The organism is Candidatus Eisenbacteria bacterium, assembly GCA_005893305.1.
Taxonomy (GTDB): Bacteria; Eisenbacteria; RBG-16-71-46; order SZUA-252; family SZUA-252; genus WS-9.
On the sequence record VBOZ01000033.1, the window covers coordinates 124,886 to 147,575 of the forward strand.

Genomic DNA, 22,690 nt, shown 5'->3' on the forward strand with positions numbered 1-22,690 from the left:
GCCGGAAATGGGCCTCAAAGCGCGCGGTTGGTCTTTAGGCGGCTAGCACCGTGTCCAAAAGCGACGTGATCTGGTGCTTGGGGACGGCGCCCACGATCTGCTCGACGAGCTTGCCGTTCTTGAAGATATAGAGGCTGGGGATGCTCTGGATCCGGTACTGCGAGGCGATCCGCTGGTTGGCATCCACGTCGACCTTCGCCACCTTGATCTTCCCCTGGTACTGCCGGGCGACCTCTTCGACGACCGGGGCGACCATGCGACAGGGGCCGCACCATTCCGCCCAGAAGTCCACCAGGACCGGAATGTTTGACTTCAGTACTTCCGCGTCAAATGTGCTGTCGCTCACCTGAAGGACGGCGTCGGACATGGACCATGCTCCTTTATATCGGGTGCTCCGAGTTCGCTCGAACGAGGCGAACGATGGGGCACTCAGGTTATCCACTTTGATGCCGCCGATCAAGGCCGGATTCCGCGTCCCGACCGTCTCCGTGGGCCGCGGGAGCGGGGTCGGGGCTAGTGGATTTCTCCCGTGGCACCCGTCGCGTTGACAGCCCTTCCCGACCTTCCTACACTAAGGGGCTCGTGATCCTAAGCCTACCCCACCCCTCCACGGTCCCGGGGACTGCTTGATCGAGGTCCAGAAGCTCCTCAAGACATTTCACGATCGGAAGCGGGGCGAGGTCGCCGCCGTCCAGGACGTCTCCTTCGTCTGCCCGCCCGGCAAGGTCTTCGGGCTCCTGGGCCGGAACGGCGCGGGCAAAACCACGACGCTCCGCATGCTCGCCACCATTCTCGTTCCCACTTCGGGCACCGCCAAGGTCGCCGGACACGACATTCTAGAGAAGCCGGCCGAAGTGCGCCGCTCGATCGGCTACCTGTCGGGAGAGACGAAGCTCTACGATCGCTTGACCGGCCGCGAGCTCTTGACCTATTTCGGCACGCTCGCTTCGATGACCTCCTCGTCGATCGTCGCGCGGATCGAGGAGCTGCGGGGCCCGTTCGGCCTCAGCGATTTCCTCGATAAGCGTATCGGAAAAATGTCGACGGGCATGAAGCAGCGCCTGTCGATCTCCAGGGTCGTCTTCCACGATCCCCAAGTCCTCATCTTCGATGAGCCGACGGCGGGGCTCGACGTGATCGGCGCCCGAGCCGTCCTGAGCCTGATCCAGGATCTGAAGAAGAAAGGACGGACGGTGATCTTCTCGACGCACATCATGACCGAGGCGGAGCGGATCTGCGACGAGATCGCGATCATCGAGCGCGGGCGAATCCTCGCGCAGGGGTCCGTGGAGTCGCTGCGGCAGAAATCCAATCAGAGCTCGCTCGAAGACGTCTTCGTCGAGATCGTGGGGAGCGTCGACGGTGAGCGGTAAAATGCTCGCGGTGTTCCGGAAAGAGGTGATCGACACGCTCAGGGACGGGCGGTCGATCTTCGCGATATTCGTCTTCCCGTTTCTTCTCTACCCGGCGATGCTCTTCTTCATCTCCTGGATGCACATGAAAGAGGGCGAGGAGGCGAAGGCCCTCGAGGTGCGCGTGGGCGTGGTCGGTGGGGCCACGCTGCCGTTCCTCGCCGACAGCCTCGCGGCGATGCCCGGCGTGACCGCGGTGCCGCTCGAAGCGGCGCCCGCCTCGATGGATGACGCCCACGTGAACGCGGTGCTGGTCGTGCCCGCCGGGATTCTCGGGTCGATCGCGCGGGGGGACAGCGCGCGGGTCGAGCTTCTGTACAAGGAGGCGGACAACAAGTCGTCCGCGGCAGCCGCGCGGATCGAGCGGATCCTGGACCCGGTACGCCAAGCGCTCACTGTCTCGTGGGCGCAGAGCCACGGCGCGCATACCGACACGCCGCCGCTGTTGGTCGTCGAGAAGAAGGACGTCTCTCTCAAGAGCGAGATGGGCCGCTACATCGCCGCGCTCCTCATTCCGTACCTCCTCATGGTCATGATGGCGGCCGGCTCGATGCAGACGGCGATCGACGCGACGACCGGCGAGAAGGAGCGGAGTACGCTCGAGACCCTGCTTGCGACCTCGGCCTCGCGCGCCGAGCTCCTGCTGGGGAAGTGCGCCGCCGTGATCGCCGCGGCCGTGACGGGCGCGGTCACCGGTATCACCGGGCTCTGGTTCACGTTCGCGGTCGTCGCGAAGGCGTTCCCGGCCATGGGGACCAGCGAGCTCGAGCTCTCGATCGGGCCCGACAAGCTGATCCTGATCTTCCTGACCCTGCTGCCGACGGCCGTCTTCCTGAGCGCGGTCCTGGTCGCGATAGGCTGCTTCGCGCGGAGCATGCGGGAGGGCCAGACCTATGCGTCGTACGTCTACATGGTCGCCATCTTCATGGGACTGGGAAGCCTTGGCCAGCAGACGCCTTCGATGTCTCGATTCTTCATCCCGTTTCTGAATACGGCCCTTCTCCAGCGCGAGATACTCACCAATTCCGTGCAGCTGCTACATGCCGTCGCGGCCGTGGGCGTGACGACGGCCGCGGCCGCGGTCATGCTCACGATCGCGGTCCGACTATTCTCGAACGAAGCCGTCCTCTTCCGGACCTGAGGACGAAAAGCCGGGGCCGATGGGCGCCCGACCGGAGGAACCATGAAGAGCGACGTCGACAGACTTCTCGAAGAGCGCGGGCTCTCGGCCGCGATCATCCTGCGCGGCGAGACCCCGAACCCGACGTTCCGCTACCTCGCCGGGCCCGCGGCCGCCCACATCAGCGCGGCGATTCTCGTCTGGCGCCCGGGCCAGCGGCCGCACTTGGTGCACGCCGCGATGGAGCGGGACAGCGCCGCCGCGACTGGATTCGAGCTGAGCGAATATGGGTCGCACGGCTATCGGAAGATTCTCGAAGACGAAGGATCGCGGGAGCGCGCCAACGCCCGGCTTCTGGTCAAGGTGCTTGGGGAGCTGGGGGTGAAGGGCCCCGTTCTGATTCACGGCTACGGCGAGGTCGGCCGGAACTACCACGTCTTGAATCGCCTCCGGGAATGGGCGCCGGGGATCGAGATCGCCGAGGACGAGGATCTCGGCCTCTTCGACCGGGCTCGGCTCAGCAAGGAGCCGGACGAGGTCGACGCGGTCCGGACGGTCGCGGGAGCTTGTGGAAGGGCCTACGAGCGGATCCGCAAGGTCATCGGCCGCGGCCGTCTCGAGGGAAAGCGGCTCAAGGATTCCGAAGGGTGGGTCACCATCGGCAGGCTGCGACGTGAGGTGAGGAAGGTGTTCTTCGACGCCGACCTCGAGGAGCCGCACGGGAACATCATCGCGATGGGGCGGGACGCGGGCGTCCCCCACAACGTGGGGAACGACAGCGATGTGATCGAGGAGGGGCGACCGATCGTGGTCGACCTCTACCCGGTCCAGTCGGGCGGAGGCTACTACTTCGACGTGACCCGCACGCTCTGCGTCGGGCGCGCGCCGGCCGAGCTCAAGGAGCTCCACGCGCTCGTGCGCGAGGCCGTCGAGCGGACGGTCAACTCGCTGGCGACGGAGACCCCCGCGCGCATGTACCAGGAGAAGGTCTGCGATCTCTTCGAGCAGCGCGGACACAAGACGATCCGACAGGACGAGCGGCTTCAAGAGGGCTACATCCACGGCCTGGGGCACGGGATCGGCCTCGAGGTCCACGAGCGGCCGCACCTGGGCGGCCCGTCCCAGAATCGCGACCGCATCGCGCCGGGCTCGCTCTTCACCGTGGAGCCGGGTCTCTATTACCCCTCGCGCAACCTGGGCGTTCGGATCGAGGATGTGGTCTACGCTCGCCCGGACGGATCCTTCCAGAACCTGACCCAGATTCCCTACGAGCTCGAGGTCGCGCCCGCGTCCTCCTGATGACGCGCATGACGCCCGCCCGGGAGCGAGCCCGATGAGCCGCGTTGCCGCGTCGACCCGCCGCCGCCGCGAGCGGGCAATCCTCGCGGGCCGGGCTCCCGCGCGCTTTGCCAACGGGGCCGACCCCTTCACCGAGCTTCGCCTCCTCGCGGAAACCGCGGGGGCCGAGGTGCTGGGCGAGGTCCTCCAGCGGCGCGCCTCCGTCCGCTCTTCGACGTTTCTGAGCAAGGGCAAGATCGAGGAGGTTCGTTTGCTATCCGAGGAGCAGGACGCCACCCTCTTGCTCATGGACGACGACCTCTCGCCCGCGCAGAGCCGCAATCTCGAGGAGGAACTGGATCTGCGCGTCGTGGACCGGAGCGGTCTCATCCTCGACATCTTCGCGCGGCGGGCACGGACGCGGGAGGCGCGGCTTCAGGTCGAGCTGGCGCAGCTCGAGTACGTTTTGCCGCGGCTGACCCGCATGTGGGAGCACCTCTCGCGTCTCGGAGGCGGAATCGGCACGAGGGGGCCCGGCGAGACCCAGCTCGAAGTCGACCGCCGGCGGATCCGCGAGCGGATCGCGAAGCTCAAGCGGGAGCTGGAGGGCGTGGTGCGCGAGCGGCGCGTCCAGCGGAAGGGGCGCCTGGGCTGCTACAAGGTCTCGCTGGTCGGCTACACCAACGCCGGGAAATCGACCCTCTTCAACGCCCTCACGCGGGCGCGCGTCTTCGTGGAGGACCAGCTCTTCGCGACCCTCGACCCGACGACGCGCGTCTATGCCACGAGCGGGCGCACGCGCGCGCTGCTCACCGACACCGTGGGATTCATCCGGAAGCTCCCGGCGCATTTGGTCGCCTCGTTCCGCGCGACCCTCGAGGAGGTGACCGAGGCCGATCTCCTCCTTCACGTGGTCGATGCCGCCGAGCCGAGCCCGCAGGTCCACATCGACGCGGTCGAATCGGTCCTGGAAGAGATCGGCGCGCTGGGCCGGCCGCGCCTCCTCGTGTTCAACAAGATCGACGCGCTGGCCGACGAGGTCGGCCTCATCGGCCTGCGCGCGCAGCATCCCGGCGCGGTCTTCGTCTCCGCGGTGACGCGGGAAGGGATTCCGGAGCTGCGCGAGGAGTCGATTCGGAGGCTCCGCGCGGAGGACGGCTCTCTCAGGCAGCAGGAATCGCCGAACGGGGAGTGATGGATCGGGATCGGATCGCCCGGATTCAGGAGGCGCTCCGGGAGGAGGGGCTCCTCGGCTGGCTCCTCTTCGATTTCCACGGCGTGAACCCGATCGCGCGGTCCGTCCTCGAAATGGCGGACGGGCCGACGGCCCCCAAGACCACGCGGCGTTGGTTTTATTTGGTCCCCGCGCGCGGCGAGCCTCAAAGGGTGGTCCACCGCCTGGAGCCGCGCTCCCTCGATCATCTCCCCGGCGAGTCCCGGATCTACCTCACGTGGCAGGAGCTGGATCGCGCGCTTGCCGACGTCATCGGGCGGCTCCTCGCGTCCGGCAGCTCGGGCCCCGCGGGCGCCAAGATCGCAATGGAGTACTCGCCGCTCGCGCGGCTCCCCTACGTCTCGCGGGTCGACGCCGGGACGGTCGAGCTGGTGCGGGGAGCGGGAGCCGAGGTCGTCTCCTCCGCCGACTTGGCGCAGCGCTTCGGCGGAGTGCTTCCGCCGGCAGCGCGGGAGGATCACCGTCGCACCGGGGCCATCTTGCACGGCGTCATCCAAGGCGCGCTCGAGCGGGCGCGGGAGCTCGCGCGCTCCGGCGCGCGGCTCACCGAGGTGTCGCTCCAGGCCTGGATCCAGGAACGATTCGCCGAGGCCGGCCTCGTCTCGAGTGACCCGCCCACGGTCGCCGTGAACGCGCACTCGGGCGACCCGCACTTCACGCCCGCGCCGGACCACGATGCCCCCATCGTCCCCGGCGATTTCATCCTCATCGACGCGTGGGCCAAGGCCGCGCGGGCAGGAGCCGTGTACGCCGACTACACGCAGGTGGCGTTCTTGGGCCCGTCGGCGCCCGAGCGGCATCGGGAGGTGTTCGCCGCAGTCCGCGACGCCCGCGACGCCGCGATCGCGGCGGTGGGTGACGCGCTCCGCGCCGGCCGCGCGATTCGCGGCTGCGACGTGGACGACGCGGCCCGCGGCGTGATCCGCGAGCGGGGCTTCGGCGAGCGATTTGTGCACCGGACCGGGCATTCGATCGGAACGGAGGTGCACGCGAACGGAGTCCACCTGGACAACCTCGAGACACGGGACGAACGCCGGCTCATCGAGGGAACGCTCGTGTCCGTGGAGCCGGGAGTCTACCTCGACGACTTCGGCGTCCGGAGCGAGGTGAACCTCCTGATCGACGGAGGGGAGGCCATCGTGACGACCCAGCCGATCCAGCGCGAGCTCCCCGCGCTCCTCCCGTAGCCGGCGATCATGGCGACCGCGACGGTGCCGCTCCGCGAGATCCGCTTCCGCACCTCCCGCTCCGGAGGTCCTGGCGGACAGAACGTGAACAAGGTGGAGACCAGGGTCGAGCTTTGGTGGGGCCTCGAGGAATCGCCGTCGTTCACGCCCGCGGAAAAGGTCCGCCTCCGCGCGTCGCTGGGCCGGCGCCTGGGCGCGGACGGTGGGGTCCGCGTCGTGAGCCAGAAATTCCGGAGCCAGTCCCGAAATCGCGAAGCCGCGGTGGAGCGGCTGCGCGAGCTGGTGGCCGACGCGCTCCGGCCCCGCAAGTCGAGGCGCGCGACGCGACCGACAGGGTCCTCCCGGGAAGCCCGGCTCGAAGCGAAGAAACGCCGGGCGGCCACGAAGCGACTCCGAATCAGGGGGCCTCACTTCGACGGCTGAGAAGCCGGGTCCGACCGATCGCTCCATGCAAGTGATTTACTGGTAATCAGTTATAGCGCGAGCCCACTCTCCGCGTCTCCGCCAACCTCCCAGAATCCCCTCAATAAGATCGCCCCAGAAGTCGATATGTAACGGGGACTAACGGTCGCCGGTGCGCGGGGGCCGTTTAGTTCCGCCGCCTGCTCCAGAACCGGAATTCAGACCGCGGCACCCGGAGAGAGATCCGTCCGATGAAATCGTTTCCGATCAAGCCCGGGCCAGCGGTAATCGCGGTTTCCGCGCTGGCGCTCGTCGCCCTCGCCGTCGCGATCCCCATCGTCTGGAAGCCAGCGGCGTTTCGTCCCGCCGGCACCGACGGCTCCACCCCGCCCGGTGCGCACGGCACCGCGCGGCCGCCCGAGCCGAAACCAGGGCCGACGGTATTCCGATTCTTCCAGGAGAACCCGACGAACCTCGACGCGGCGCTGGCATCGGACGCGTACTCGTCGACGGTCATCGCACAGATCTACAGCCCCCTCGTGGGCCTCACCTCGAGCCTCGAGCCGACGCCCCAAGCGGCGGACAGCTGGACGATCTCGCGCGACGGCCTGACCTATGTTTTTCACATCCGCGAAGGCGTGCGCTTCCACAACGGGCGCGCCGTGACCGCCGGCGATTTCGCCTTCAGCCTCACGCGCGTGTTCACCGAGCCCTTTCTCTCGGAAGGCCTCGCGGCCGGATACTTGGACGCGATCGAGGGCGTGCCGGAGTTCATCGGGGGGAAGGCGAAGGCGGTGCGGGGCATCCAGGTTCTCGACGACCGCCGACTCCGGATCCACTTGAGCCGGCCGTACCGTCCGCTCTTGACCGCGCTGGCGCTCGATCAGACCTCGGCCGTGCCCCGCGAGGTGCTGGAGGCGCGCGGCAAGCAGGCCCTTGAAGTCACGCCCGTGGGCTGCGGCCCGTTCCGCTTCGTGCGCCGCGAGGGGGCTCAGGGCGTCGTGCTCGCCGCGAACCCCGACTACTTCATGGGACGCCCCGCCATCGACACCCTGATCTTCCACGCGCCGCAGGGCGACGTGACCTCGCTGGGAGCCGACGCGCTCCTCGACGGGCGGGCGACGCTGAGCGCCCTTCCCGCCGATCGGATCGAGGAATTTCGCGCGCGCCGCGGCATCACGATGCTCCGGTGGCAGGATCTGAGCCTCGCCTTCCTCGGCATGAACGCGACCATCAAGCCGCTCGACGACCCGCGTGTCCGCCGCGCGATCGCGCTCGCGGTCGACCGTCAGGCCATGCTCGACCTCCAGCCCGAGGGGAAGACACTCGCGCAGGGGATTCTCCCTCCCGGCCTTCCCGGGTACACGCCGATCCAGAAGACCTATCCGCACGATGTCGCGCGGGCCCGCGCGTTGCTGACCGAGGCCGGATTTGGTCCGGAAAACCCGCTGCCGAAGCTCCGGCTCTACCGTCGGAGCACGACCAACGCCAAGACCCTTCAGGTCGATTCGCTCATGGTCCGCTCGCTTGCCGCGGCCGGCATCCCCGTGGAAACCCGCTACGTGACGTGGGCGGTCCTCGACCGCCTCATCACCGCGCGAAAAGCCCCGATGTTCGCGCTGTCCTGGGTGGCCGACATCCCCGACCCCGATACGTTCCTTCGGGCGCTCTTTTACTCGTCCAGCGGAACGAACTACTTCCGCTACTCGAACTCGACGGTCGACTCGCTCCTGGACGTGGCGCGAGGCGCGGACGATCCCACCCTGCGCCAGAGCGCCTACGAGCACGCCGAGGAGCTGATTCTTCGCGAGGCCCCCTTCGTCCCGCTTCACAACCCGGCCAGCTTCATCGGCCTGCGCGACGAGGTCGTGGGACTGGAAATGAACCCGTTGGGAATCTCCACGCTGGCCATGGAGAAGCTCCGCTTCGCGGGGCCGAGGCACGATGAGGAACGGCGAAGCGCCGGTCGCTGACGGTCCGCGGCGGCCCCGCGCCGGCCTTCAGGCCCGTATCTTCATCACCTTCGGGGTGATCGTGGTCGGGCTCGTCTCGGCCGCCGTCACCTTCTTCGTGCGGAGCGAGACGGACTCGCTCCTCCGCGAGACCCGGAAGCGCGGCTTCGCGGTGGCGCGCAGCATCGCGTGGCTCTCCACGCCCTCGCTTCTCTCCTACAACTACATCGCGCTGAACCAGGCGGCCAGCCGCTCCCAGGCCGGCAGCGAGATCGCCTACGTCGTGATCTATGACAAGGAAGGCCAGATCGCCGCCGACAGCCGCTCCCAGAATTCCTTCGGTCAGCCCCCGCGCGACGCGGCCGACTTCACGGCGCAGGCCGTGCGCGAGGAGCACTGGAGCTTCATCGAGCCGAACCGGCCCGGGGGCGGGCGAATCCTCGAGATTCTTCTCCCGGTCTACGTCGAGGGATACCAGGTCAAGTGGGGCACCGTGCGGGTCGGGATCTCCCTCGAGGGGCTCGATCGGGAGATCGCGGCGCTCACGCAGCATCTGATCATCGCCGGCCTCCTCGCGGCGATTCTCTGCCTCGTCGGCGCGCGCCTCGCGGCGCGAGGAATCACGCGCCCGATGGACCGGCTGGTGGCCGCCACGCGCGCGATCGCCCAGGGCGACTACTCCCAGCGTCTCCATCTCAAGAGCGGCGACGAGATCGAGACGCTCGCATGGCATTTCGACCGGATGGCCGACGAGGTGCAGCGCCAGCAGGCCGAGGCCCTGGCGAGCCGTGAAAACCTGGCGCGCCTGAACCAAGGCCTCGAAGCGGCCGTCCAGGCCCGGACGCACGCCCTGGCGGAGTCCGAGGGCAAGTACCGGATCCTCGTCGAGAGCGCGCCCCAGGGCATCCTCATCCTACAATCGGGGAAAGCGGTATTCGCGAATCCGGCGATCGAGCAGATGACCGGCCGCGCGGCCGCCGAGCTGCTCCGCGCCGGCTTCGACGCGGTGACCCTCTTCGCCGGGGAGTCGGTTCCGGCGATTCTGGAAGCCTTCGCGACCCCCGAGCATCCTCGCACGCAGCTCGCGGCGGAGGTGCTCCACGCATCGGGTCGCCGGATCTTCGTCGAGATGCAGATCGCTCCCCTCGTCTTCCAGAACGCGCCCGCGACGATGATCTTGCTCTCCGACGTGACGGCGCTCCGCGACCTTCAAGAGCGGCTCACCCGGGGCGAGAAGCTCCGCGCCCTCGGCGAGCTGGCGGCGGGCGTGGCCCACGACTTCAACAACAACCTCGGCATCATTCTCGGCCGGGCGCAGCTCCTCCTCATGCGGGCCACCGATCCGGAGACGGCGGCCGGTCTCCAGGTCGTTCGCCAGGCCGCGATGGACGCCGGCGAAGCGGTCCGGCGGATCCAGCAATTCAGCCGCGTCCGCGAGGACCGGGCCCAAGAGGTGATCGATCTGCCGGCGCTCGCCGAGGAGGTCGTGGAGATCACGCGCGGCAAGTGGAAGAACGAGAGCGAGCGTCGCGGCGTCAAGGTCGAGACGAAGATCGAAGTCGAGGATCCGCGCCCGATTCTCGGGTCGCGCGCGGAGATCCGCGAGGCGCTCACGAATCTCATCTTCAATTCGGTCGACGCGCTCCCGAAGGGTGGGACGATCACGATCCGCTGCCGCTCGGAAGAGCGGTTCGCGATCCTGGAGGTCGCCGACAACGGCGTGGGCATGACCGAGGAGATACGGGGCAGGATGTTCGAGCCCTTCTTCACCACGAAGGGAGTCTCCGGAAACGGGCTCGGACTCTCCATGGTCTACGGGATCGTGTCGCGGCACCGCGGCACGGTGGAGGTCGACACGATCCCGGACGCAGGTACGGTCGTCCGGATGCGCTTCCCTGCAACCGACCGGGAGAAGAACGCGCAGCCGGGACGCCAGATGGTCCGCGCGCCGTTCCAGGCCCGGATCCTCGTGGTGGACGATGAGCCCGAGATCCTGCGCGTCCTCCGCGATGCTCTGGAGGAGAGTGGCCACGTCGTGGAGACCGCCTCCTCTGGCACCGAGGGGATCGAGCGGTTCCGCGGCGCCACGTTCGACGCGGTCCTCTCCGACATCGGCATGCCGGACTTAAGCGGCTGGGACGTGGCGCGCACCGTGCGCCGGGAGGGTTCACCGGGCCTGATCCTTGGGCTGGTCACGGGCTGGGGGGCCACGATCAGCGAGGAGATGGTGACCGAGCACGGCGTGAATTTCGTGGTCGCGAAGCCCTTCGACGTAGAGGATCTGATCTCGAAGGTGAATCAGGCCATCAACGGCGGACCGGTCACGCTACCTCGAGCCGCTTCACCCACCTCATATCGCCCGACTTGAGCCGTCGCTCGCGGTAGCCGACCGCCTCGAGAAACCGCTCTCCGTCGTCATAGCCCGCGGGCACATCGGCCGCGATCGACGTCGCGCCGTGTTCCTCCACGAGAAATCCCTCGAGCAGCTCGAGCGCGGCGCGGCCGTAGCCGCGGCCCCGCTCCGCCTGCGACAGCACGAGCCCGCGCAGCACCGACGGAACCTCCGCGGAGCCGACCTCGACTTCCAGCGTTCCGATCAGGCTCTTGTTGTCCGTCCGGCGGACCGCGAAGTAGTACCGCGCGTCGTCGGTGATCGCGTCCTCGTACATCATCTCGATGTCCCCGGGGTCGAAGTCGGAGGAGCCGGTGAGGGCCTCGAAGTAATCGGGGGCGTCGAGGTAGACCTTCCAGATCGTGGGAAGGTGCTCCGGTCCGGGGACTTCCAGGTAAACCAATGGTCCGTCGATTCGGGTCGTCGTCGACGCGCTCATCGCAAGAGAACCGCCTTCTGCACGCGCACCCTCCCTTGAGCCTGCAGCCGGAACAGGTAGATTCCGGCCCCGACCGGTCTCCCGCGGTCATCGGTACCGTCCCACGTGAACGGCAAGGTCCCCTCACGCCCGCGCGAGTCGGCCAGGGTACGGACGAGCGACCCGTCGGCGCGGAACACGCGTACCACATAGGGGCCGTCCCGGTCCAGCGAGACCCAGAATTGAGCGCTCGGCCGGAACGGGTTCGGCCGGATCCGGCCCATCGCGAGAACCCGCGGCGCGCCTGAGGGGATCGTGACGCGAACCGGCCCCGCCTCGGCATCCAGCTCGCCCGGGCGCGAGACCGTGATCCAGTAGGAGTAGGTCAGCCCGGGGATCACATCAGCGTCTTCAAGCATTCCATCGTTTCGTTCCGCATGGATCGTCGCGATGCGCCGGCGCGGCTCCGCGCCGAACGCGCGGTCGAGCCCGACCGCGGCGCCGATTGCGTCCGCGAGCTTCCACTCGAGAGCAACCGCGGTCCGGCCGGGCACCACCGCCGCGTCGAAGCGCGTGACCTCTACGGCGATCGGCGCGCACTGGTCGTTCCCAGTCACGGTCACGTCGTCGATCCACCAGCCCAGCCCCTCGAGCGAATCGTTCGACCGGAAACGGAACCCGATCTGCACGACCCCGGACAGGCCCGTGAGCGGAACCTTGGCTTGGGTGAACGGAAGCACGCGCCCCGTCCATCGATCTCCGTTCGAGTAGCCGCCGACCGGTGTGAGCGTGATCCACGTCTCGCCGCCGTCGGTCGATGCCTCGACCGTGAGGCCGTCGTTGACGGGCTCGCTGTCGTAGCGCTGCCAGAATGTGAGCGTGTCCGCGATGCCGGCGAGGCGGATCGGCTGGGACATGAGCCGGGCATCCTGCGAGGGCGCGTAGCTCCCGATCGTGCCGCTCGGACCCAGGCGCCACGCGAACGAGGCGCCCAGCGTATGATCGAGCCCCCCCTCGCGGTGCCACTCGTTCGCCCCGTTGCAGTCTCCGGACGCCGCGGCCCAGCGGCGCACCTCGTTCTCGAAGTTTTCGCAAATGCCGGTCTTCGTCCCCACGAGAACCTGAACGCTGTCGCTGTCGACCAGACCCGGCGCGGCGAGGATCGAGAAAGACAGGTTCACCCCGCGCGGGTCGGGAGTGGAAAGAATGGTCGCCTGGATCACGGAGCCCGAGTCGACCCCCCCGAAGCTAGGAATCGAACCGTACAGGACGGAGTCCGGGTCGATGGTCATGAAGGACTCCGACCGAAGCCTCGCCTTGAGCGGGCCGGTCGGTGCCGCCGCGAGATTCACGAGCGGGAGCCTGAGGCGGACCGTCTCGCCCGGCTCGGCGAGGCCGTTGCCGTTGTTCGGAAACCCGTTGAAGGGAGAATCGTTGACCACGACCGCCTTGTGTCGCACGGAGATGCCGTTCACGAAGAAATCGGCTGTGATGTTGCCCGAGCTCTCCGAGAGATTCTTGATCGCGACCTGGCTCGGCCGATTGTCGCAGTAGGTTTTGCTGCTCGGGCAGGAGCTGGGATCGAACGAGGTCGCACCTTCCGGCCCGGGCCAGGGATCGTACTTGTCGCCTCGGTTTCCTTCCACGTTCCTCGTCTGCCCGCACGAAGTCTGCGGAGCGAGCGCGCCGCGGTGCACGTCCAGATTCTGCGCGCCCATGAAGCCGGAGAGAATCTCCGCTCCGCCGGCCTCCACCACGTCGAGCAGCTTGTGCGCGGCGTTGTTATTGCCCTGAGCGAAGGTGAGCGCGTCGTCGACGTGGTAGATGACGAGGCCGTGTGTCGCGCCGTCCCCCGCCTCGATGGACGAGCGGACGAGTCCCGCGTCGAAGCCGACCGGCTGGCGATTCTCGGCCAGGAAGTACTCCTGGGAATCCTCCCCGTTCGTCCAGAGGCGGAACACCTGGCCCGACGATTCCACCGGCGGAATCGTGACGCCCGCCGAGTCGTGGAGCACCCAGGTCGGTGCGATCCATCCGAGCCGGATCTTGGACCACGCCGACATGTGCGCGGGGCTCGACCCCGCGTTTTGCCCCGCGAGATGGCAGTAGACGCCCGAGCCCATGAGATCCCATTCCCCCACGCCCTCCGTTGCGCCCGGGGACGCGCTCAAGTCGTACAGATCCGGGAGCCCGAGGACATGGCCGAACTCGTGGCAGAAGACCCCGATCGAGATCAGCCCTCCCGCGGTCGAGATCGGAGAGTCGTATGCCCACTCCTCGGGCTCGGTGGTGAACGCGGACATCCGCACGTTGTCCTTGATCAGCGACCCGGGCAGCGTGAATTTGTGGGACCACATGTCGTTTCCGCTCCCCGTCTCCTCGCCGCCCGGTCCCGCGTGCACGACGAATAGCCCGTCGACGAATCCGTCGGGAGCGCCGTTGGGCCCGTTGTTGTCGAACTGGGAGAAATCGACGTCGGGATTGGCGAGGTCGACGGCGTCGGCCACCATCCCCTGCGAGTTCTTGGGGAACACGCCGAAGCCGGACTGGCCGTTCGTGTAGTAGCTATAGAGGCTGTCCGCCGTGTACCAACCGAGCACGACTCCATCCACGTCGAACTGCCCGCGCGATACTTCCCGGTAGTAGTCCCGAAAGCTGCCGCCGGGACGCGTGCCGACCGAGAAGAGGAGATCCTGATACTCGGCGGCGGTGTGGTTGAGCGTGTCGGCGGGGTTGTCGCGGAATTGGAGGAGGATCACGACGCACTTGAACGTGCCGATGGCGCCCGCGGCCATCGTCTCGGCCGCGTCGACGCCGGGTGCGCGATGGGGTATCCGGAACGGCGTTCCGGCTCGGGAAAGGTCGCGACTTCCGCGCCTGCCTGCAACATCCAGAGGAGGCGCCGCGTGCGCGGTCGACTCGGCAAGCAGCAAGCATAGCCCCGCGACGAGCCCCAACAGGCGCACGGAAGCCTCCACCCGGCAGTCGAAGTTGTGGGGTCGCTTAGAGTTGTGCGGGAACGGGCTTCGCGCGTCCGAATCCGGCGCGCTCCTGCTTCCCCCAGCCACCACGCCCTAAGATGATATCCACCAAGGCGCCTAAGCGAAAGAAGAGAGTGAGGATGCGGTAGGAGAAGTTCTCGAGGACGCCGATGCCGACCATCTGGGCGAAATCACCCCAGGAGCGGTAGAGACCGAAGGAGAGCTCTTCCAGGAAGACCGAGGAGATCGACAGAAAGGCGCCCGAGGTCACGGAGAGGAAGAGGAACGCCCAGAAAAAGACGGGCGAAAGAATACCGAGAAAGTAGCAGATCGGAATCAGGACGTAACCCACCAACTCCACGATCGGCCCCATGAATTCGAAGAAGAAATAGTACGGGAGCCCGATCCAGCGGAGCGAGCCCGAGTGTTTCCCCCAGAGCAGCGACTTGTGGAGCCAGAGCGAGTGGATGAGCCCGCGGTACCACCGGTTTCGCTGGCGCGCGAGGGCGCCGAGGGTTTCGGGCACCTCCGTCCAGCAGATCGGATCCGGGAGGAAGACGACCGCATAGGGACGGCGCTGCTCGCGCATCCTGCGATGCAGGCGGAGCACCAGCTCCATGTCCTCCGTCACCACTCCCCCGCGGTAGCCGCCCACCTCGATCACCACGTCCTTCCGGAAGAGGCTAAAGACGCCGGAGAGGATGAGAAGGTTGTTCATCGCGGAGAGGCCAAGGCGGCTCGCCACGAATGCGCGGAGATACTCGACCACCTGAAACGCGGCGAGAATGTTCGTCGGCAGCCTCGGCTCGACGACCCGGCCGCGCTCGACGCGGCATCCGTTCGCGACCCGCACCTGGCCCCCCACGGCGATCACGCGATCCGGATCCTCGAGGAACGGACGCACGACGCGCAGGAGCGCGTTTTCCTGAAACAGCGAATCGGCGTCGATCGTGCAGAAGAGCGGGTAGCGCGACAGGTTGAGCCCCGCGTTCAGCGCGTCGCTCTTGCCGGCGTGCTCCTTATCGATGACGGTCAGATGCGGGGTCGTCGCCGATCGGTAGAGGCCGCGGATCGCGCCCTTGATCTCGAGGCTCTTCCGGAAGACCAGATCGCGCCGCTCCAGGCGGAACTCCTGGCGCAGGCGCTCCATCGTGTCGTCGGTCGATCCGTCGTTGATGACGATGACCTCGTGCTGCGGGTAGTCGAGCGAGAGAACGGAGCGCACCGAATCGATCACGCCGGCCGCTTCGTTGTACGCGGGCACGAGGACCGTGATCGGGAAGGTGAAGTGGGACTTGGCGACGGCCTCATAGTCGGCGTAGAAGTTCTGCGCGAGCCGGCGCCGCATGTCGAAGAAGGAGAGAATCAGGAGTCCGAAGAGCACGAGCTGGAGCGCGCTGAAGTAGATCAGGATGACGAGGCTCGTCGTGTTGATCACATCCATCCCCCAGGGGGGAACAGTCCAGCCGTGCACGTTAGGCTCCTTCCCGCCTGGGCGCGATCGCGGTGACTCCCAGGGATGCGAGCGCCTCCACGGCGCTGTCGCGTGCGAACCGGTCCTCGCTCTCCAGGGCGGTCATGAGCGCCGGCTTCGCTGCCTCTCCCACGCGGACCAGCGCCTCGAGCGCGTTCCGACGCACCCACCACGACTGGTCTCGGAGCGCCTCCCCGAGGGAGCTCGCGAACGACGGGTCGGCGATCTTCCCCAGGGCCTCCGCCGCGTGAGCCCGGACATACCAGACCGGATCCTGGAGAAGCGGAGCGATCGTCGGCGCGCTCGACCGGTCCGCGATCATCCCGATCGCCCAGACGGCGGCCGAGCGGACATCCGGGTCGGTATCCTGGAGCGCCTCGCTGACGGAGCGCGCCGCCCGGGGATCCGCGATTTCGCCCAGGATCCGCGCCGCCCAGAAGCGGGCCTTGGGAGTGCCGTCGCGAAGGGTCTTGATCAGGAGCGGAGCGGTGCGGGGTCCCATCTCGATACAGATCGCGGCGATCCGCGCCGAGACCGCCTGATCGTGCTTGCCCAGGAGCGCGATCAGGGCCTCCTCGGCGGCCTGGAGCTTCATCCGCCCGAGGGACCGGGCGGCCACGTTGCGGACGTCGGGGTCCTTGTCGTCGAGCGCGTGGAGCAGCGTCGGAATGGACATGGGAAGCTTGAGCTCGCCCAGGATCCGGAGCGCGTGCGCGCGATTCCATTTGAGGCGGCTCTTCGCGTCGCGGAGGAGGCGGGCCACGATGCCGGCCTCCTCCAGGTGGCGCAGCACGTCGAGCCGTAGCGGGAGCTCGAGCTGGCTGATCTCCACCGCGGCGAGCTCCGACCACCGGCCGGTCATCGAGCGCACGATCACCGCCATCGCCTCCCGCTGCCCGTCGGGGGATCGAAGCTTCAGGAACGCGCGGCGCAGCTCATCGAGGAAACGTCTCTTGGAATCGGCCTCGCGATTCGAATAGACCTTGTTCGCGATCGCCGCGATGGTGGTCAACGCTACGATGCCGAGCAGGAGCCCGAGGGTGACGATCAGCGTCTCGAAGTGGATCATCGCCGCCCCCTCACCATCGCGCCGACGCGGAGAGACCGATGAACCAGGTCTCGTAAGAGTGGTTGTCGACCGAATACGCTCCCTCGATCGAGAGCGGGAGCGTGCCGAACGCGGTCATGTTGACGTTCCCGCTCCAGGCGTTGGTCCAGATATCGCTGAAATTCGTCGAGCTCATGCCGGCGAACTCATAGCGCAGGCTGTAGTCGAGGGCCGACCGCTCGACGTAGCCGGCCAGGGTGACGCCGGCGGCGCCGCGCACGCTTGCCAACGGCGTGAAGTAGCTCTGCGACGGAACATTCCAATCCCGGTAGGTCAACCGTCCGTCGAGCGCGACCGTTGGGACGCGGGTCTTGACCCGGTAGGTGACCCCGCCCGTCGTCATCCAGCTCCGGTTGTCGTCGGAATAGAATCCGCGCGATGCGGCCGCGTCCGCGGTGCCGCGGCCGTTCCATTGCCAGTCGAGCGCGGCCTCGTAATTGTCGAAGCGCCCGGGCGCGAATTCCCGGGGCCCGCTCGGCCTGGTCTCCTTGATCCCGACGTACTCCCGCCCCGCGGAGATCCGGGGCGTGAGCCGCCCCGAGTAGCGCCACAGGCGGCCGTTCCAGCCGAAGAACGTATCGTCACCGCGGAGAGGGAAGAGGGTGGCGCTGCCGCGCGGCTTGAACTTCTGATATTCCGCGCCGAACGCCGCCTGCCACGGATACCCGCGCAGAAGGGAGACGTCGGTGCGGTAGTCGACGCTCTTCACGTCGTAGTTCGTCGAGTCGCCGACCGCCGGCTTCTCGGTCAGCGTCAGCCACGCCACCCGACCGGAAACCTGGGCAGCGCGTCCGAGCGTCGCGCGGGCCAGTGCGAACGGCCCCTCCGTCTCGAGCGTGAAATCGGGGCCCGCGACGTACTGCCGCTCGCGGGCCGAGGTCCATCCGCCGCCGGCCGAGGGCAGGAGCGCGTCGCGCGTCGCTGACCGCTCGTCGGCGACGCCCTCGGAGTCGGCGCCCGTGCGCTCCGCCTTCTCGAGGAACCGGTCGGATGCGGTGGCGGCCCCCCGCCACCGGGCGACCGCCGCGAGCCCAAGCCACGCATCCCCGAGCTCCGGGTTTCGCGCCAGGAGCCGCTCGTACATCATCGATGCGCCCGCGAGATCGCCGCTCCAAGCAAGCGTGCGGGCGAGGCCGATCCGGGTCTCGACGTTCGCCGGGTCGGAGGCCAACGCGGCGCGATACTCGCGAATCGCCTCTTCGTGCCGTCCCGACCATGCGAGCACGCGCGCCCGATCGGCGCGAAGGCCCGCGTCGCCGGGCTTCTTTTTCAGGAGAACGCTGTATTCGGCGATCGATTCGTCGAAATGGCGTTGCCACGAGAGGACCCGCGCCAGAAGGAGGCGCGCGTCGTCGTCCTCGGGGTGATCCACCAGCTCCGCCTTAAGCAGAGGGATCGCCTCGACGTAGCGGTGGGCGCCCACGCTCTCCCGCGCGGCCTCAAGCTTGTCATGGGTGGGTTGCTCTATCGCGGGCTGGTCGTCCGCGGGCTGACTCGAAGCGCGCTCCGCCGCGGCGAGCAAAAGAAGAGGCAGAAGGAGCGGAAGTAGGGCGGTCAACGAGAGCCGCGCGCGGCGGCTAGCGTCTCTCCGCATCCCATCCAGTCTGTCGAGGTTCATCGCGGGCTTCCATTCCCTCAAAGGCTTCCCGGATCCGAATAGCAGAACGCTTTGTATGCTCTCTGGTTATCGGCGTTTCCCAACCGTTCCATAGGTACGACGCGCTTTCCGGGGTGGTTATCATAACTTCCTGCCCTGAAATCACTTGCGAGCTTTCTTGCGGGCCGAGAAAGTAACTCTCCTCGGGCCGGGCGGCACGGGCCCCCGGAAGGGAGGGCCCGAGGGAATCGGCGGCGAAGCCCGCCGCGGTCGTGGCCCAGGCCAAGAGCCCGATCCCCCGCGTCACGGTGGTCTCGGTATCCCGCGTGCCTGGCTTGTCATCCACCACCGCCAAGCTCGACGGGTCGCCGACGCTCAGGAGCCCCCACGGAATGGCGACCTCGATGGTCGAGCCCGCCGCGTTGAGCGCCCATTCCTTCTGCGGAGCCAGGCGGCCCCAATCGACATGCTTCGCCGGATAGAGCGTTCCGTCGCGAGCGACCCGCTCCCGATTTGTCTCGATCAAGAGCGGCGAGTAGAGGCCGTCCTTGTTCGCGACCGGTCGAAATGGCTTCTGGCTCCAGTCGAATCCCCGGGCCGTCCGGGTCACGGCGTAGGTCGAGTAGTTCATCGAGCCGTCGATAAACAGCTCGGCGCTGCCATCCGATCGACGCGACCGGTCGAACACGCCGCTGGCCGCCCCGCGCTCCGGGGGCTGAATGAGAAGCACGTACTCCGCGCCGCGCGACCAGGTGGCCCGGAGCGGCGCGGGGAGCCTGCGGTCGCCTCGCGCGGGGTCGAGCACGTCGAGGGAAACGCCGATCGCGCGGACGGCACCTCCCGGTGCGGCCGGCGGCGATCCGCGCGGCTCTCCTCCGCGCCTCGGCCCAGGGCGGCTCTTCCTCGAGAGCGCCCCCGGCGAGAGGTCGACGCGAAGATAAAGGCAGCTCTGGTCGGACGTCACGTAGAGCGCGGACAGCGGAGAGGCGCCGGCGCGACCCGTGGCTCTCGCGTACGGCGCGACGCCGGCCCAATCGTCGGTCTCGCCGTCGACCCGGATCGCGGGCGGCGGATCGAATGCGATCAGGCCGTAGTTCTCCTCCGCGTCGAGCACGTTGTGCCAGATCGGATCGCGATCCCGGGGCCACTCGACCCGCTGGACGAGCCAGTTCACCTTGAACCACTCGTCGAAGAGCGCGAAGAGGAGCGATCCCGCGCAGCCGGTGCCCGAGATGTCTTCCAGGAGGCGCGCGTCTTGGGCCCCCTGTTCCTCCTCCGAAGCGCCGCCGTGATGGATGCCCTGCGGCTGAACGTGCGCGATCCGCCGGCTCGACGGCACCCCGTACTCGCCGATCAGGAGCGGAAGGCCGCGCGTGTGCGCCTTCAAATCCGTCAGGTACCCGGCGTAGCTGCACGCGCCGTGATTGTCGCGATAACGCGCGTAGCCGGGGTCGAGGTTCATGAAGTCGGGGTAATACGGATAGACGTGGTAGTTCGCGAAGTAGCCCAAAAATCCCGAGGCGATCTCGGCGCGCCGCGCGGGCCGGATCCGGGTCGGGTCGACCGAGTAGGCGTCTTCGTCGTGCTCGGCCTGCGCCCCACCGAGCTCGGTCTCGGTCGGATGGCGCATCGGATCGAGCGTGGGCCAGTTCACGAACGAAACCGCGTGGGCGACGCCATAGCGGGTCGCCTCGTACGAGGCACCCGTGTCGCAGATCCTGGCGAGCCAGACCTCCATCGGCGTGCCGCCATCGACGGCGAAGTAGGACCCGCGGAAACGGGTCGAGTCGGCGTGGAGCATCTCCGTCCTCCGCACGGCGAACGGCTCCCACTCGCGGCCCAGGAGCCAGCCCGCGAGCCACGGGGAGACGTCGGCGTCGTAGGTCCCCGATGCGTGGCCCGGCCGGCTCCGGACGACGGCGTTTCCGTGAACGGCGTCGATCGCGAGCCTCGTTTCGTCCTCGAAGCCGCGCGTGAACGCGCGATCCCAGAAATCGTTCGCGTCGGGGAGCTCCGTCCACACCTCCTGGAAGAGCCAGATCGGCGCGCCGGGGTGTGCCAGGTTCTCTTCGCGAAGCGCCTGGTAGAAGGCGGGAGGATGGAGCGCGTAGACGCGAATCGCGTTCGCGTGAAGATCGCGAGCGAACCGAAGCCAGCGGAGGTAGTCGTCCTTCGTGATCGCGAACTCGCCGGGGAAGTGCCCCGGCGGGGCCGCTCCCAGGTTGACGCCGCGGATGAAGAACGATCGCGCTCCGGCGGCGGTCACGATCTCGAAGCGATCTCCGCGCGCGCAGACGGCGCGGTCGGGCGTCTTAGCCCGTGGATCGGGAACGGGGCGCGGCGAGGTCCAGAGAGCTGAAGCGGCGGGCGGCAAGGCGGGCGAGGGCCGCGAGGCGGCCGGCGAACGCGCCGCGGGCTCTCCCGCGCAAGCGGGCGCGGCGCCAAGCAGGAGGCACGTCGCGATCTCGAGGAGCGGCCGCCGCACCCTACGGAAACAGCGCACGGAGCGCCGCGTTGTGGTTTTCGAAGGAGTCGAGAAGCGCATCCGGCTTCGACTCTTTGAGATCCTCCCGGCTCACGGAGCCCGTCGCGACGACCACGGCGCGGGCCCCGATGGCGCGCGCGCACGCGATGTCCTTCGGCGTGTCCCCGATCACGGTCGTGTCGCCGCCCGTGAAGGGATGCCCCGACAGGCTCCGCGCCTTCTCGAGCGCGATTTGCGCCAAGACCGAGCGATTCTCATGGTCATCGCCGTACGCGCCGAAGCGGAAGTACCGCTCCAGATCCCACCGCTTCAACTTCAGCTCGGCGCCGCGAAGCACGTTCCCGGTGAGGAGCCCCACGAGCACGTCGTCGAGCTTGTTCAACCGCTCGAGCAGCTCCCGAACGCCCGGATAGAGCTTGGCGTCGTCGTGGAGCGGCATCTCGATCCGGAGCAGCTCCACGTAGCGGCGCAGGCACTCTTCCCGCCGCGTGTGGATGGTCTGATCGTCGACCCCCGCGAGGCGCATGATCTCGGTGACGCACTCGGGATCGGTCATGCCCGCGAATTTGAATCCGTTCACCGGGCCGGTCGCGTTGTAGGTCTCCCGGAGCGCGCGGGCGAAGGCGATCTTCGACGCCATTCCGTCGCGAAGGAGCGTGCCATCGATATCGAACAGGATGAGGCGCATCGTATGGACCTGGGGTTGGACGGACCGCTTCAGTTCGGTTCGACGCGGATCGAATCGTCGCTGCGTGACAGGACGATGGGGGCCGTGGTCACATCGAAGCCGCGCCGGCCCGGATCCGACTTGAATCGGAGACATTGAACGATGATTCTGCCGTCCGCGTTCTTCTGAACGTCTGCGAGGGAGTAGGCGACCCGCGCGCCCTTTCCCGCGACCGATTGGCGCAGGTAGCGCTGAGCCTCATCCAGCTCCCGCGTCGCGCCGAGCGACCGGGCCGCCTCGAGAACGTCCGTTTGGCTCCACTCGACGCGGTTCGTCACGCGGAGTCCCTCGCAGATGTGTGTGTCGCCCGCCTTCGCGAACGTCAGTTCCTCGTCGCGGCTCTCCACGACCTGGCCCGTCGCGTTCGCGAACAAGAGGAAGACCGAGAGGCGGAACCGGCCGGCCCCCGCCGGCTCGATCGCTTCGTCGTGAAAGTCGAAGGCCGCGAGAACCGACCCTTTGGGGCCGAACAGCGTCGCGTCGTCCGGCCGCTCCTTCGTCCTCAAGAGCGCGCGCGCCTTCGAGGCGAGGTCGCGGTCGATGCTTCCCGTTTGGCGTGCCGCGAGGAACCGCTCGACCGACTTCACTTTGGCTTTGTCGACCGGCACCGGAGCCGGAGCCGGCGCGCCGAGGCGTATGTCGGTGACGCCCGGCTCGGCGAACGCCGATGATGCGAAGAGAAGAAGGGAGCAGAGCAGGGGTGCGTGCTTCATCTTGTCCTCAACGGATACCACGCCGAGGGGAACGCGGTCAACGTGCGGATGGGTCCGATCCGGCTCCGACGGGCGACTTGGGCCGTGGCCGAAGCGCCGACGGATCCGCTGCCGCCGCGACCCCCTGCTCGAAGAGCTTCGGGTTGGTCGAGCGCGCGAGCGCTTCGTCGCGGGTGATCTTCCCGGAGATGACGAGCTCCTTGAGAGACT

17 protein-coding genes are annotated in these 22,690 nt (G+C 67.9%); 8 read left to right on the forward strand and 9 right to left on the reverse strand.

Annotated elements, in window-relative coordinates; all coding sequences use genetic code 11:
* Positions 1–34: 34 nt before the first annotated feature.
* On the reverse strand, positions 35–367 hold the full coding sequence (trxA, locus tag E6K79_11005) for a thioredoxin (GenBank protein TMQ63164.1): 333 nt from the start codon (positions 365–367) through the stop codon (positions 35–37).
* A 259-nt stretch (positions 368–626) separates the two neighbouring features.
* On the opposite strand from trxA, the gene E6K79_11010 reads away from it, so the two are divergent.
* The 8 genes from E6K79_11010 (at position 627) to E6K79_11045 (ending at position 10,953) form a co-directional block, all read left to right on the forward strand.
* Positions 627–1,373 carry an ATP-binding cassette domain-containing protein gene (locus E6K79_11010; protein TMQ63165.1) on the forward strand — a complete coding sequence of 249 codons (747 nt, stop codon included), beginning with the start codon at positions 627–629 and terminating at the stop codon, positions 1,371–1,373.
* The gene (locus tag E6K79_11015; protein ID TMQ63166.1) at positions 1,363–2,553 is read left to right on the forward strand and encodes an ABC transporter permease; all 1,191 of its coding nucleotides are present in this window, start codon (positions 1,363–1,365) and stop codon (positions 2,551–2,553) included. The genes E6K79_11010 and E6K79_11015 overlap by 11 nt, the downstream gene beginning before the upstream one ends.
* Positions 2,554–2,595: 42 nt before the next feature.
* Complete coding sequence (locus E6K79_11020) at positions 2,596–3,831, forward strand: aminopeptidase P family protein (protein ID TMQ63167.1); 1,236 nt, start codon at positions 2,596–2,598, stop codon at positions 3,829–3,831.
* A 34-nt stretch (positions 3,832–3,865) separates the two neighbouring features.
* On the forward strand, positions 3,866–5,005 hold the full coding sequence (gene hflX / locus E6K79_11025) for a GTPase HflX (GenBank protein ID TMQ63168.1): 1,140 nt from the start codon (positions 3,866–3,868) through the stop codon (positions 5,003–5,005).
* The gene (locus E6K79_11030) at positions 5,005–6,231 is read left to right on the forward strand and encodes a M24 family metallopeptidase (protein TMQ63169.1); all 1,227 of its coding nucleotides are present in this window, start codon (positions 5,005–5,007) and stop codon (positions 6,229–6,231) included. The genes hflX and E6K79_11030 overlap by 1 nt, the downstream gene beginning before the upstream one ends.
* A gap of 9 nt (positions 6,232–6,240) precedes the next feature.
* Positions 6,241–6,654, forward strand: a complete 414-nt coding sequence (locus tag E6K79_11035; GenBank protein TMQ63170.1) for an aminoacyl-tRNA hydrolase — start codon at positions 6,241–6,243, stop codon at positions 6,652–6,654.
* A gap of 230 nt (positions 6,655–6,884) precedes the next feature.
* Complete coding sequence (locus tag E6K79_11040) at positions 6,885–8,606, forward strand: ABC transporter substrate-binding protein (GenBank protein TMQ63171.1); 1,722 nt, start codon at positions 6,885–6,887, stop codon at positions 8,604–8,606.
* Positions 8,578–10,953: a response regulator gene (locus E6K79_11045; GenBank protein ID TMQ63172.1), complete on the forward strand. Its 2,376-nt coding sequence runs from the start codon at positions 8,578–8,580 to the stop codon at positions 10,951–10,953. The genes E6K79_11040 and E6K79_11045 overlap by 29 nt, the downstream gene beginning before the upstream one ends.
* On the opposite strand, the gene E6K79_11050 is transcribed toward E6K79_11045, so the two are convergent.
* Genes E6K79_11050 through E6K79_11085 form a run of 8 tightly spaced genes read right to left on the reverse strand, consistent with a single transcriptional unit; the run spans position 10,907 to position 22,480 of the window.
* Positions 10,907–11,416: a GNAT family N-acetyltransferase gene (locus E6K79_11050; protein ID TMQ63173.1), complete on the reverse strand. Its 510-nt coding sequence runs from the start codon at positions 11,414–11,416 to the stop codon at positions 10,907–10,909. The genes E6K79_11045 and E6K79_11050 overlap by 47 nt on opposite strands.
* Positions 11,413–14,361 carry a M6 family metalloprotease domain-containing protein gene (locus tag E6K79_11055; protein ID TMQ63174.1) on the reverse strand — a complete coding sequence of 983 codons (2,949 nt, stop codon included), beginning with the start codon at positions 14,359–14,361 and terminating at the stop codon, positions 11,413–11,415. Before E6K79_11055 ends, E6K79_11050 begins: the two co-directional genes overlap by 4 nt.
* 37 nt (positions 14,362–14,398) lie before the next feature.
* The gene (locus E6K79_11060; GenBank protein TMQ63175.1) at positions 14,399–15,850 is read right to left on the reverse strand and encodes a glycosyltransferase family 2 protein; all 1,452 of its coding nucleotides are present in this window, start codon (positions 15,848–15,850) and stop codon (positions 14,399–14,401) included.
* Position 15,851: 1 nt separating this feature from the next.
* Positions 15,852–16,919, reverse strand: a complete 1,068-nt coding sequence (locus E6K79_11065) for a HEAT repeat domain-containing protein (GenBank protein TMQ63176.1) — start codon at positions 16,917–16,919, stop codon at positions 15,852–15,854.
* Between the two features lie 10 nt (positions 16,920–16,929).
* Positions 16,930–18,576 (reverse strand): tetratricopeptide repeat protein, encoded by a 1,647-nt coding sequence (locus E6K79_11070; GenBank protein ID TMQ63177.1) that lies wholly within the window; start codon positions 18,574–18,576, stop codon positions 16,930–16,932.
* A complete protein-coding gene (locus E6K79_11075; protein TMQ63178.1) occupies positions 18,536–21,040 on the reverse strand; it encodes a hypothetical protein in 2,505 nt (834 codons plus the stop codon). The genes E6K79_11070 and E6K79_11075 overlap by 41 nt, the downstream gene beginning before the upstream one ends.
* A gap of 1 nt (position 21,041) precedes the next feature.
* On the reverse strand, positions 21,042–21,863 hold the full coding sequence (locus tag E6K79_11080; protein TMQ63179.1) for an HAD family hydrolase: 822 nt from the start codon (positions 21,861–21,863) through the stop codon (positions 21,042–21,044).
* Positions 21,758–22,480: a hypothetical protein gene (locus E6K79_11085; GenBank protein TMQ63180.1), complete on the reverse strand. Its 723-nt coding sequence runs from the start codon at positions 22,478–22,480 to the stop codon at positions 21,758–21,760. The genes E6K79_11080 and E6K79_11085 overlap by 106 nt, the downstream gene beginning before the upstream one ends.
* Between the last annotated feature and the right edge of the window lie 210 nt (positions 22,481–22,690).

Bases quoted from the DNA above. Each gene is read 5' to 3' on its own strand.
- trxA (TMQ63164.1), bottom strand. From the start codon at position 367: ATGTCCGACGCCGTCCTTCAGGTGAGCGACAGCACATTTGACGCGGAA.
- E6K79_11020 (TMQ63167.1), top strand. From the start codon at position 2,596: ATGAAGAGCGACGTCGACAGACTTCTCGAAGAGCGCGGGCTCTCGGCC.
- hflX (TMQ63168.1), top strand. From the start codon at position 3,866: ATGAGCCGCGTTGCCGCGTCGACCCGCCGCCGCCGCGAGCGGGCAATC.
- E6K79_11030 (TMQ63169.1), top strand. From the start codon at position 5,005: ATGGATCGGGATCGGATCGCCCGGATTCAGGAGGCGCTCCGGGAGGAG.
- E6K79_11035 (TMQ63170.1), top strand. From the start codon at position 6,241: ATGGCGACCGCGACGGTGCCGCTCCGCGAGATCCGCTTCCGCACCTCC.
- E6K79_11040 (TMQ63171.1), top strand. From the start codon at position 6,885: ATGAAATCGTTTCCGATCAAGCCCGGGCCAGCGGTAATCGCGGTTTCC.
- E6K79_11045 (TMQ63172.1), top strand. From the start codon at position 8,578: ATGAGGAACGGCGAAGCGCCGGTCGCTGACGGTCCGCGGCGGCCCCGC.
- E6K79_11050 (TMQ63173.1), bottom strand. From the start codon at position 11,416: ATGAGCGCGTCGACGACGACCCGAATCGACGGACCATTGGTTTACCTG.
- E6K79_11065 (TMQ63176.1), bottom strand. From the start codon at position 16,919: ATGATCCACTTCGAGACGCTGATCGTCACCCTCGGGCTCCTGCTCGGC.
- E6K79_11070 (TMQ63177.1), bottom strand. From the start codon at position 18,576: ATGAACCTCGACAGACTGGATGGGATGCGGAGAGACGCTAGCCGCCGC.
- E6K79_11080 (TMQ63179.1), bottom strand. From the start codon at position 21,863: ATGTCTCCGATTCAAGTCGGATCCGGGCCGGCGCGGCTTCGATGTGAC.
- E6K79_11085 (TMQ63180.1), bottom strand. From the start codon at position 22,480: ATGAAGCACGCACCCCTGCTCTGCTCCCTTCTTCTCTTCGCATCATCG.